This window comes from Tardiphaga sp. 172_B4_N1_3 (assembly GCF_052076035.1).
GTDB classification, from domain to species: domain Bacteria; phylum Pseudomonadota; class Alphaproteobacteria; order Rhizobiales; family Xanthobacteraceae; genus Tardiphaga; species Tardiphaga robiniae.
The window spans coordinates 1,128,133-1,140,095 of record NZ_CP197238.1; the positions used below are offsets into that span (position 1 = coordinate 1,128,133).

The window sequence follows — 11,963 nt, forward strand, 5'->3', positions numbered from 1 at the left end:
TCTCGAGGCGTGCCGCCGTCCAGGACGGGCGTCGTTCGATACGTGTATAGCGTCGGAGTTGACATGGATATCACAACACTCGTCGGTTTTGTCGCTGGCATCATTGTGCTGTGTACCCTGGTCCTCATGGGCGGCAGCTTCGGGATGTTCTACGACATCCACGCCGTCATCATCATTTTCGGCGGTTCGTTTGCTGCGACTCTGATCCGCTTTCCGCTCTCGTCCATCCTTCATGGCATTCCGCTCGGCGCCAAATTTGCGTTCACGCTGAGCCGCCTGAACGCTCGTGATCTCGTTGACGAACTCGCACGCATCGCGGAAATCGCGAGGAAGCAGGGACCGGTCGGACTCGAAAAAGTCGAAACTGATGACGCATTCCTCGCCAAGGGAATCCGCTTCGTTGCCGACGGTTACGACCTCGAATTCATCCGCGACAATCTTGAGCGCGACCGCGACAATTTCCTCATGCATCTCGACGAAGGCTCGAAGATCTACCGCGCCATCGGCGATTGCGCGCCGGCCTTCGGCATGATCGGCACGCTGCTTGGCATGGTGCAGATGTTCTCGAACATGTCCGATCCGTCCAAGCTCGGCCCGTTCATGGCCGTCGCGCTGCTCGCTACATTGTACGGCGCTATCGTCGGCAACCTGATCTGTCTGCCCATTGCCGACAAGCTGCACGTCAAGGTGCTCGATGAGGAGACCAACCGCACGCTCATCATCGACGGCATCCTGATGATCCGCGACTCGAAGAGCCCGGCGCTGGTCCGCGAAATGCTGCTGGCCTATCTGCCCGAGAAGCACCGCCATGACGAAAGTGAGCCGGTCCCAGCGTAACACACTGGAGGCAGGCTCGGAGCACGTCCGATGGCGAAGAAAAAACGCGGAGAAGCACACGGCGGCCATGGCTGGTTCGTGACCTTCGCCGACCTGATGGCGCTGCTGCTCAGCTACTTCGTCATGCTGGTGGCATTCTCCAGCCCTGATGGCGCCAAACTCAAGATCGTTGCCGGCTCGGTTCGCGAAGCATTCGGCGTGCAATCCGATGCGCGTTATTCAGGTGTGATCGAATCCGATGGTCTGCCGACGCGCGGTCAGACGAAGAACAAGGACCATGTGTCGCCGGACGATGCGTCTAACGTCACCAGTCCGAGCGAGAAGGGCGGTCGTCCGGCCGGCGCCAAGCTGAAGATGGACCGCGAATTCGCGCTCGCCTCGGCGTCATTGCGGCAGGCGCTACAGGACATGCCGGAGATCAACGAGATCTCCAAGAACATCATGTTCGAGGAAACCAAGCAGGGCCTCAATCTGGAAATCATCGACCAGAACGGCCGCTCGATGTTTGCTGACGGATCCAAGGTTCCCTATGAGCGCACCCGCCTGTTGCTGCAGAAACTCGCCGGACCGCTGAAGGCAACGCCGCTGCGCGTGGCTATCGTCGGTCACACCGCCGCGGGCTTCGTGCCGGCGCGCAGTGAATACGATGCATTCGATCTGTCGGCCGATCGCGCCAATGTCGTTCGGCAGATTCTGGAACGCGAAGGCCTGCCGTCGTCCCATATCTTCTCGGTGTCGGGCAAGGCAGACAGCCAGCCGCTATTCCCCGATGATCCGACCATGGCCGCCAACCGGCGGGTGACCATTACGCTGATGCGGGAAGACCCTCCGCTGCCGCCAAACCTCAAGCCGTAAAACAGTCAATTCCTTTTTTACTGCTCCAGCCTCTTTTTTTGCTGGGCAAGGCCGATTTTTGCTGCGCTCCCGATAAGCGATCTGCGGCAGTATAGGCTAGTGTCCCGGTTGACTGGCATTGCCCGGCGCGCCATAGCCGGGTCCGGATTGTCCAGAGGCGTTACGAGCAGAATGGCCGTTACGGAAACAACAGGCGAGGGACCGATCGAAGTTCCGGTTCATACCGGGTTCTGGTCGCTCACGGTCGGCAGTATCGGCGTCGTGTTCGGCGACATCGGAACGTCGCCACTTTACGCGTTCCGCGAGGCGGTACATGGCGCAACGCATGGCGCGCCGGTGACGCCCGTCATCGTGCTCGGCGTGCTCTCGCTGATCCTGTGGGCGCTGTTCATCGTCGTGACAGCGAAATACGTGCTGTTCCTGCTGCGCGCCGATAACAATGGCGAGGGTGGAACACTGTCGCTGATGGCGCTCGGCCAGCGTGCCTTGGGTCGGCGGAGCTTGCCGCTGATGGTACTGGGCGTGATCGGCGCCTCGATGTTCATCGGCGATTCCATGATCACTCCGGCGATCTCGGTGCTCTCGGCGGTGGAAGGCCTCAAGCTCAAGGCACCTGCGCTCGAACCTTATGTCGTGCCGGTCACGGTCGCGATTCTCGTCGTGCTGTTCTCGGTGCAGCGGATTGGCACCGCCAAGGTGGCCTCCGCCTTCGGTCCGGTGATGATCATCTGGTTCACGGCGCTCGCGCTGATGGGCGCCTCGCACATCTTCGATGATCCGACGGTGCTGAAGGCGATCAATCCGTACTATGCCGTGCAGTTCATGCTGACCCACGGGACCATCGGTCTGGTGACCCTGGGCGCAGTCTTCCTGGCCGTGACCGGCGGCGAGGCGCTCTATGCTGATCTTGGCCATTTCGGTCGCAGGCCAATTCAGTACGGCTGGTTCTTCTTCGTGTTGCCGGCGTTGATGATCAATTATTTCGGGCAGGGCGCGCTCGTGCTGTCGAACCCGGCCGCGATCGAAAATCCGTTCTATCGGATGGCACCGGAATCGATGCTGTTGCCGCTGATCGCGCTGGCGACGGCTGCCACCGTGATCGCGAGCCAGGCGGTGATCACCGGTGCCTATTCACTGGTGCGTCAGGCGGTGCAGCTTGGCCTGCTGCCGCGTTTCGAAGTGCGCTTCACCTCCGAGACCCATGCTGGCCAGATCTATTTGCCTCGGGTCAATCGTCTGCTGCTGATCGGCGTGCTGCTGCTGGTGCTGCTGTTCAAATCGTCGAGCGGTCTGGCCTCGGCCTATGGCATCGCGGTCTCCACCACCATGGTCGCCGATGGCATCATGGGCTTCGTGGTGATCTGGAAGCTATGGAACTGGAAGGCCGCGACTGCCGCTGCGATCATCGCGCCGCTGGTGTTCGTCGATCTGGCCTTCCTCAGTGCCAATCTCCTGAAACTGCTGGAAGGCGCCTGGGTGCCGCTGCTGTTCGGCGTGCTGATGGCCGGCATGATCTGGACCTGGCGCCGCGGCGCGGCGATCCTGATCACCAAGACGCGCCGTATCGAAGTGCCGCTGCGCGATCTCATCAAGAGTCTGGAAAAGCGCCCCCCGCATATCGTGAAGGGCACCGCGGTGTTTCTCACCAGCGATCCCGAATTCGTGCCGACGGCGCTGCTGCATAATCTGAAGCACAACAAGGTTCTGCACGAACACAATGTGATCCTGACCATCGAGACCGCGCAGACGCCGAAGGTCGATCTGGCCGAACGCGTTCGCATGGAGAATATCAGCGACAAATTCTCGATGGTGAAGCTGCGTTTCGGCTTCATGGAATCGCCGAACGTCCCCAAGGCGCTCGTCGTCGCACGTAAACTCGGCTGGCAGTTCGACATCATGGCGACGTCGTTCTTCGTGTCGCGGCGCTCACTGAAGCCATCGGCGCAATCGGGCATGCCGCTGTGGCAGGACCATCTGTTCATCGCGCTCAGCCGTTCGGCGAACGACGCCACCGACTATTTCCAGATCCCCACCGGACGCGTGGTGGAGGTCGGTACTCAGGTGACGATCTAAGCATCTTTTGTCATGTCCGGTTCCCCGATTTGCGCTATAACGAGTGTGATCATCGGGGCCGGGAACGGCCTCGCTGCCCCGCTGTTCAGAGACCTGCGATTCAGAAGTCTTCGAGGCCGTTTCCATGACCATCGATAGCGCATCTCCCGCCGCGGCATCCCCGGCGGACCCTACCCATGGGCACTCGACGGCCAGCTTCGGCTCGCTCGTCATGGGCAGTATCGGTGTCGTCTATGGCGACATCGGCACCAGCCCGCTTTACGCGCTCCGTGAGGCGCTGGTCGCGGCCGGGGGCCACAAGGCGCCCGGCATCGACAATGAAGCAATCCTGGGCGTCCTCTCGCTGATCCTGTGGGCCCTGATCATCGTCGTGACGCTCAAATATGTCGTGCTGCTGCTGCGCGCCGACAATAACGGCGAGGGTGGCCCGCTGGCCCTGATGGCGCTGGCTCAGCGCGCGATCGGATCGAGCGGGCCGGTGGTGGTGATGCTCGGCATCATCGCCGCGGCGTTGTTCTATGGGGACGCGGTGATCACGCCGGCGCTGTCCGTGCTCTCGGCGATCGAGGGCGTCAAGCTCGTCACCACCGCCTTCGATCCCTATGTTGTACCGCTCACCATCGTGATCCTTGTGGCGCTTTTCGCCGTGCAATCGCGTGGCACTGCGAAGGTCGCGACGTTCTTCGGACCGATCATGTGCCTATGGTTCATCGTGATCGCGGTAGCGGCCATTCCGCAGATCGTGAAGCATCCTGAAGTGCTCGCGGCACTCAATCCAGTGCATGCGATCTACTTCATGTTTCATCACGGCATCATCGCCTTCGTGACGTTGGGCGCAGTGTTTCTCGCCGTGACCGGCGCCGAAGCGCTCTATGCCGATCTCGGCCATTTCGGCAAAAAGCCGATCCAGCTGGCCTGGCTGTTTCTCGTGCTGCCGTCACTGGCCATCAACTATTTCGGCCAGGCCGCGCTGGTGATGCATGATCCCACCGCGCTGGAAAATCCGTTCTATCTGATGTTTCCCGACTGGGCGCTGATCCCCATGGTGATCCTCGCGGCGACTGCCACCGTGATTGCAAGTCAGGCCGTGATCACCGGCGCCTATTCGCTGACCCAGCAGGCGATCCAGCTTGGCCTGCTGCCGCGTTTCGAAATCCGGCACACATCGGAGTCGCATTCCGGCCAGATCTACATTCCGCGCGTCAATATGCTGCTGTTCATCGCAGTGATCGTGCTTGTCGTGCTGTTCAAGTCATCGAGCTCGCTGGCCTCGGCCTATGGTATCTCGGTCACCGGCACCATGGTCGTCACTGCGATGATGGGCTTTGTGGTGATCTGGCGCGGCTGGAAGTGGTCGCCGATCGCGGCTGCGGCGCTGATCGTGCCGTTTCTGGTGATCGACGTCACGTTCCTCACCGCGAACCTCTTGAAGGTGTTCGACGGCGGCTGGGTGCCGCTGGTGATGGGCGGCGTGATCATTCTCATGATGTATACGTGGCGGCGCGGCAGCCGCCTGCTGTTCGAGAAGTCGCGCAAGCTGGAGTTTCCGCTGGCCGATCTCGTGGCCATGTTGGAGAAACGTCCGCCGCAGCGCGTGGCCGGCACGGCGGTATTTCTCACCAGCGATCCGCAGAGTGCGCCGACGGCGCTGATGCATAGTCTGAAACACTATAAAGTGCTTCACGAGAAGAATGTTATTCTCACCATCGAGACGGCGCCGACGCCGCGCATCGATCCCAGTGAGCGGGTGCGTATGGAAGAGATCAGCGCGACCTTCTCGAAAGTGACGCTGCGCTTCGGTTTCATGGAATCGCCGAATGTGCCGAAATCCCTGGCGATCGCGCGCAAGACCGGCTGGCAGTTCGACATCATGTCGACGTCGTTCTTCCTGTCGCGCAGGGCGCTGAAACCGGCCGCGCATTCCGGCATGCCACGCTGGCAGGACCATCTGTTCATCGCGCTCAGCCGCACTGCCAATGACGCGACCGACTATTTCCAGATCCCCACGGGGAGGGTGGTCGAGGTGGGTACGCAGGTGACTATCTAGGCCTGATCCCGAAAAGTGGGCTTGCGGTTTTCGGGCAAGATCAGGCCCGACAATAAGCTCTTCCGGCGCTTGATTTTCGCCGCGCGAGAGGCGACGTTGGCGCCCGAAAACAGGGGCGTTTCCGCCCCTTCGCATTCGCTCCGGATACCGGGGCGGCAGGAGGTTGTGGTGGCAGGCGAAGCTCATACCGTTCACGATTTGACGCCCGAGGAAGTGTCCAAGGGGATCACTGAAGGCAAGTATTTGCTGGTTGACGTGCGCGAACCCAACGAGGTCGCGGTCGAGGCCTATCCGGATGCCGTCGTGGTGCCGCTGTCGGGCTTCGATAGCGCCGATCTGCCCGATCCTGCGGGCAAGCAGATCGTCTTCGCATGTCGCTCCGGCAAGCGCTCGGTGACGGCCTCGCTGGCCGCGCAGGCCGATGGCTTTGCCTATGATAAGCACCTCGCCGGCGGGATTCTGGGATGGAAGGCTGCAGGCCTGCCGACCAAGGCTGGCTGATCCCTCTATGAACAAGATCTTCTCTGAGCTGCCCGTCACGGTGTTCGAGGCGATGTCGCAGCTTGCGCGCGATCACAACGCCATCAATCTCGGGCAGGGCTTTCCCGATCATCCCGGTCCCGACGATATCCGTCAGGCGGCCGCCGATGCGGTGCTGAACGGCTATAACCAGTATCCGTCGATGATGGGCATCCCGGAGCTGCGTCAGGCGATCGCCACGCATTACCAGCACTGGCACAAGCTCTCGCTCGATCCGATGACCGAGGTAATGGTGACCTCCGGCGGTACCGAGGCGCTGACCTCGTCGATCCTTGCGGTGGTGGAGCCCGGCGACGAAGTCGTGTGCTTCCAGCCGGTCTACGATTCTTATTTGCCGATCATCCGGCAGGCCGGCGGCATTCCGCGTCTGGTCAGCCTCAAGCCGCCGCACTGGCGCCTCACGGAGGAAGACCTGCGCGCGGTCTTCAATCACAAGACCAAGGCCGTGCTGTTCAACAGCCCGCTCAATCCGGCTGCAGTGGTGTCGCCGCGCGAGGATCTCGAACTGCTGGCGAAGTTCTGTCAGGAATTCGATACGATCGCGATCTGCGACGAAGTCTGGGAACATGTGACCTTCGACGGCCACAACCATATCCCGCTGATCACCATTCCCGGCATGCGCGACCGCACCATCAAGGTTGGCTCCGCCGGCAAGATCTTCTCGCTGACAGGCTGGAAGATCGGCTTTGTCTGCGCCCCGCCGCATCTGCTCCGCGTCTGCGCCAAGGTGCATCAGTTCCTGACCTTCACGACCGCACCCAACCTGCAAGTTGCTGTCGCTTATGGCCTCGGCAAGTCCGACGATTACTTCAAGACCATGCGTGCCGATCTCGCGCGTAGCCGTGATCGTCTTGCCGCGGGTCTGGAGAGCATCGGCTTTCCCGTCATCAAGTCGCAGGGCACATACTTCCTCACCGTCGATCTGTCGCCGCTGGGGCTGAACGAGACCGATGAGGAATTTTGCCGGCGTCTCGTCTACGACTACAAGGTTGCGGCCATTCCGGTGTCGGCATTCTATGAGCAGGACAAGGTGACATCCGTGGTGCGGTTCTGTTTTGCCAAGAATGACGCGACGCTCGATACCGCGCTCGAGCGCCTGCACAACGCCGTTCATCGCCGCTAGGGAAGTCGATACGCATGGGCAAGCAGGAGATCGCGTGGGTCGTCGGAGTGGCGCTGCTGCGGTCCATGCCCGTGCAGGCGCAAGAACAAAAGCAAGACCAGAAACCGGAGCGCGTCGTCAACTTCTACAACTGGTCGAACTACATGGCGCCCGGTGTGCTGGAGGCCTTCACCAGGGAGACCGGCATCAAGGTCGTCTATGACACCTTCGATGCCAACGAGACGCTGGAGACGCGTCTCCTGGCCGGCAAATCCGGCTACGATGTCGTGGTGCCGACAGCTTATTTCCTGCAGCGCCAGATTACCGCAAAGGTGTTCCAGAAGCTCGACAAGGCGAAGCTGCCGAACCTCGCCAATGCCTGGCCGGAGGTGACCAAGCGTCTTGCGATCTACGATCCCGGCAATCAGTTTGCCGCGAACTACATGTGGGGCACCACCGGCATCGGCTACAACGTCAAGCAGGTCGCGAAAATCCTCGGGCCTGACGCGAAGATTGATAGCTGGGACATCGTCTTCAAGCCGGAGAACCTTGCGAAGTTCAAGGATTGCGGTGTCCATATGCTGGATTCCGCCGACGACATTCTGCCGGCGGCGCTGAATGCGCTGGGCCTTGATCCGAACTCGACCAAACAGCCGGACCTCGAAAAGGCGGCCGATCTCGTCGGCAAGATCAGAGGCAATGTTCGCAAGTTTCACTCGTCGGAATATCTGAGCGCGCTGGCGACCGGCGAGATCTGTCTCGTGGTCGGCTGGTCGGGCGATATCATCCAGGCCCGCGCGCGGGCGGATGAAGCGAAGAACGGCGTCGAGATCGGCTATGCGGTGCCGAAGGAGGGCGCGCAGATGTTCTTCGACAATCTGGCGATCCCGACCGATGCAAAGAACGTCAATGAAGCCTATGAGCTGATCAACTACCTCTACCGGCCCGACGTTGCAGCGAAGAATTCGGATTTCCTCGGCTATGCCAATGGCAATCTCGCTAGCCAGAAGCTGATCGATCCGAAGATCCTGAACGACAAGACGATCTATCCGGATGAGGCGATGCTGCAGAAGCTGTTCGTCATTACGGCGCGCGATCCGGCGACACAGCGCGTGATCAACCGCTTATGGACGAAGGTGAAGACGGGACGCTGAGCGTTATCGCCAGCGCCGATGCAGCCACAGCCACTGCTCGGGATATTCCCGGATCCAGCCTTCCAGCACTGACGTTACCGCCTGCATCGTGCCCTGAACGTCGACCTTGCCATTGGCATCGCGCACCGGCTTTACCTCTTCGGAGACTTCGATGCGGAAGCGATGATCGGGGAGGCGGATGATACGAACACCGTGGATCGGGCAATCGACCTGACGCAACAGCCGCGCCAGCATCGGATTGGCGTTGGTCTTGCGGCCGAAGAAATCCACCGGGACGCCATTGGTGAACCATTGATCCACCAGCATGGCGACGTGCTTGCCCTCGTTCAGCGCGTGCGCGAGCTTGAGCGGCGCGTCGTGGCTGGCCGGAATGAGGTTGCCCATGTTGATCGCGCGCGTCTGGTGAATGGCGCGGTCAGCGGCGGCGCTGTTCGGCCGGCGATAGAGCACGGCGGCGTCGAGGCCGTGGGCGACGGCGGCGAGCGCAGGAATTTCCCAATTGCCGAGATGGCTGGCGAAAATCAACGCCGGTTTGCCGTCGTCGCGCAACTGATCGAAAATCTCGCCGGTGCGCGCAGAGAATTCGACATTGCTCGGCTTGGTCGGATTGGCGGGGTCGTAGTCCCAGATCTTGTCGAGATGGGCGAATTCCGCACCGATGCGCCCCATATTGTCCCAGACACCCGCGAGGATCTTCTCGATTTCTTCCGGTGATTTCTCAGGGAAGGCGGCGGTGAGATTGGCGCGGCCGATCTTGTCTTCGCGAAACAGCGGGCCGATGCGCTGGGTGATCTTGCCGAACCGATTGGCGGTCTTGACCGGATCGAAATAGCGCGTGGTCCGCAGGATGCCGATCGTCAGTGCGCCGACAGCAGCGTCGCCTGCAGGCTTCAGGGCATCGCGAATGCGGGCCTTGGTGCGAAGCAGCAGGCGGAGCATCAGAAGTGAACGATGATCTTGCCGAACACCTGGCGGGTTTCCATCCGCTTCAGCGCGGTCTCGACGTCGCTGATCGGCACTTCGGTATCGATCACCGGCAGCATGCCGTCGGCCATCTTGTCGAGGCTCTCGGCAATGTTCTTCATGGTGGCGCCGAACGATCCGAAGATGCGGTATTGCTGTTGGAACAGCTGCATCAGGTTGATCGTCGTGGTCGGGCCCGAGGTCGAACCGCAGGTGACCAGACGGCCGCCGCGCTTCATCACCAGCAGCGAGCCGTTGAAGGTATCGGCACCGACGTGTTCGAACACGACATCGACGCCCTTCTTCTTGGTGATCTTGCGCGTCTCGCCCTCGAAGCGATCCTTGCGATAGTTGATGACGTGATCCGCACCGAGGGCCTTCACGCCCTCGATCTTGGAATCGTCGCCCACGGTGGTGATCACGGTGCAACCGATCTTCTTGGCCATCATGATGGCCACGGTGCCGATGCCGGAGCCGCCGGCATGGACCAGAATGGTCTCACCGGGCTGCAGCTTGGCATTGTCGAACAGCATGTGCTGCACGGTGGAGAAGGCGATCGGGGCGCAGGCGGCGTCGCGGAAGCTGATGCCGTCAGGGACGGGGATCACGAGGCGCGCCGGCATGTTCATCAGTTCGCGCGAGAAGCCGTCGATGTGGAAGCCATAGAGACCGCCGACGTTCTCGCAGAAATTGTCGCGGCCTTCCTGACAGGCCTTGCAGTGGCCGCAGGTCAGAGCGCCATACATCACGACTTTCTGGCCGGGCTTTACATTGGTGACGCCTTCGCCGACCGCAGCGACTTCGCCCGAGGCTTCGGCGCCGATCGACAGCGGCAGCTTGCGCTTGGCGAAGGCCATGCCGCGGAAGCCCCAGACGTCGATATGGTTCAGGCCGACAGCCTTGACGCGGATCTGCACTTCGCCGGCACCAGGCGGCGGGGGCGGCGGCACGTCGACGACGACGAGCTCACGATCGGCAACAAGATTGAGCGCACGCATGAACCGCGTCTCCGGCAAGAAAGGTTGATTTCGGATGGCCTGCGTATCGCCGGTTCACGTCATGACGTCAACCGGCGAGGGTCGGCCAACGGGGCCGGGGAGCCTTAAACGGGCTCGCCGGTGAGGATCAGCGAGGCATTCTGGCCGCCAAAGCCGAAGGAATTCGACATCACGGCCGTCACGCGTGCATCGCGGGCGGTATTGGGAACCACGTCGAACGGTATGGCCGGATCGGGAACATCGTAATTGATCGTCGGCGGGATCCGCTGGTGTTCCAAGGTGAGCAGCGAGAACACCGCCTCGACTGCGCCGGCGGCGGAGAGCGTGTGGCCGACCATGGACTTGTTCGACGAGACCGGAATTTCTTTGGCGCGCTCACCGAACACGCTGGAAATGCCGAGATACTCCATCTTGTCGTTTTCCGGCGTGCCGGTGCCGTGGGCGTTGATGTAGTCGATCTGGTCCGACGTAAGGCCGGCATCGACCAGTGCGTTATTCACGCAGCCGATGATCGGCTTGCCGTCCGGGCTGGAGCGGGTGCGGTGGAAGGAGTCCGCGAGCTCGCCGCAACCGGCGACAATGCCGAGGATCTTGGCGCCGCGCGCCGTGGCGGCTTCCAGGCTTTCCAGGACCAGCGCACCGGCGCCTTCGGCCATCACGAAACCATCGCGGTTCTTGGCGAAGGGACGGACAGCTTTCTGCGGCGGGTCGTTATGGGTCGAGAGTGCCGATAGCAGCGAGAAGCGGATCAGCGCTTCCGGGTTCACCGAGCCGTCCGTGGCCACGCACAGCGCCGCATCGGCTTCGCCGCGGCGGATCGCCTCGACGCCGAGCTGGATCGCAGTAGCGCCGGAGGCACAAGCGGTCGACAGCGAGATTGGCGAGCCTTTTGTGCCGAACGTGTCCGCGAGATGGTCGGCGACCGAGCCGAACAGGAAGCGGCGGTGATACTGGACGAACTTGCCGCCGCCGGCGACGCGCAGCAGTGTGTCGTAATTGATATCGCTATTGGCGCCGGCGGCCTTGGCCAGCACCTGGCGCTGCGGCCACTCGACTTCGACAGGCGCAACCGCGAGGAACAGCGGGCCTGGGAAGTCGCCCTTGCTGCCGATATTGGCCTGCGCGATGGCTTCCTCGGTGACGAGCTCGCCGAGCTTCTCTGAGAGGTCGGTGGAGGAAAACGGCTCGACCGGCACGAAATCGATCGTGCCTGCCATCGTCGTCTTCATGCCGTCGGTGGGAAAACGCGTGATGGTGCGAATGCCGGACTCGCCAGCGGTGAGCTTGGCCCAGTTGTCCTCTTTGCCGGCGCCGAGCGATGTCGCAACACCCATGCCAGTAACGACAACGATCGGTCGGCCGAATTTATCGCGCGTTGCAGTCATGCTCTCTCC

General features: G+C 61.6%; 10 protein-coding genes. 7 read left to right on the forward strand and 3 right to left on the reverse strand.

Translation table 11 applies throughout. The features are described 5' to 3' along the window. Window positions 1–63: 63 nt before the first annotated feature. The 7 genes from AB7783_RS04985 to AB7783_RS05015 all read left to right on the forward strand — a co-directional run bounded on the left by AB7783_RS04985 (window position 64) and on the right by AB7783_RS05015 (window position 8,608). The gene (locus AB7783_RS04985; RefSeq protein ID WP_068730581.1) at window positions 64–837 is read left to right on the forward strand and encodes a motility protein A; all 774 of its coding nucleotides are present in this window, start codon (window positions 64–66) and stop codon (window positions 835–837) included. A 30-nt stretch (window positions 838–867) separates the two neighbouring features. Continuing rightward, window positions 868–1,692 (forward strand): OmpA/MotB family protein, encoded by an 825-nt coding sequence (locus AB7783_RS04990; RefSeq protein WP_315841660.1) that lies wholly within the window; start codon window positions 868–870, stop codon window positions 1,690–1,692. A gap of 171 nt (window positions 1,693–1,863) precedes the next feature. Then, window positions 1,864–3,765 carry a potassium transporter Kup gene (locus tag AB7783_RS04995; RefSeq protein WP_089267162.1) on the forward strand — a complete coding sequence of 634 codons (1,902 nt, stop codon included), beginning with the start codon at window positions 1,864–1,866 and terminating at the stop codon, window positions 3,763–3,765. 124 nt (window positions 3,766–3,889) lie between these two features. Then, window positions 3,890–5,812 carry a potassium transporter Kup gene (locus tag AB7783_RS05000; protein ID WP_089267163.1) on the forward strand — a complete coding sequence of 641 codons (1,923 nt, stop codon included), beginning with the start codon at window positions 3,890–3,892 and terminating at the stop codon, window positions 5,810–5,812. Between the two features lie 168 nt (window positions 5,813–5,980). Beyond that, the gene (locus AB7783_RS05005; protein ID WP_089267322.1) at window positions 5,981–6,313 is read left to right on the forward strand and encodes a rhodanese-like domain-containing protein; all 333 of its coding nucleotides are present in this window, start codon (window positions 5,981–5,983) and stop codon (window positions 6,311–6,313) included. 7 nt (window positions 6,314–6,320) lie between these two features. Beyond that, complete coding sequence (locus tag AB7783_RS05010) at window positions 6,321–7,475, forward strand: aminotransferase (protein WP_441277012.1); 1,155 nt, start codon at window positions 6,321–6,323, stop codon at window positions 7,473–7,475. 65 nt (window positions 7,476–7,540) lie between these two features. After that, window positions 7,541–8,608, forward strand: coding sequence for a polyamine ABC transporter substrate-binding protein (locus AB7783_RS05015; protein ID WP_441279639.1), 1,068 nt, complete (start codon window positions 7,541–7,543; stop codon window positions 8,606–8,608). Between the two features lie 3 nt (window positions 8,609–8,611). Here the strand turns inward: AB7783_RS05015 and AB7783_RS05020 are convergent, their stop codons facing one another. The 3 genes from AB7783_RS05020 to AB7783_RS05030 form a co-directional block, all read right to left on the reverse strand. Beyond that, the gene (locus tag AB7783_RS05020; protein ID WP_089267165.1) at window positions 8,612–9,547 is read right to left on the reverse strand and encodes a lipid A biosynthesis lauroyl acyltransferase; all 936 of its coding nucleotides are present in this window, start codon (window positions 9,545–9,547) and stop codon (window positions 8,612–8,614) included. Next, on the reverse strand, window positions 9,547–10,569 hold the full coding sequence (locus AB7783_RS05025; RefSeq protein WP_441277013.1) for a zinc-binding dehydrogenase: 1,023 nt from the start codon (window positions 10,567–10,569) through the stop codon (window positions 9,547–9,549). Before AB7783_RS05025 ends, AB7783_RS05020 begins: the two co-directional genes overlap by 1 nt. Window positions 10,570–10,673: 104 nt before the next feature. After that, window positions 10,674–11,954, reverse strand: a complete 1,281-nt coding sequence (locus AB7783_RS05030) for a beta-ketoacyl-ACP synthase (RefSeq protein WP_089267167.1) — start codon at window positions 11,952–11,954, stop codon at window positions 10,674–10,676. Between the last annotated feature and the right edge of the window lie 9 nt (window positions 11,955–11,963).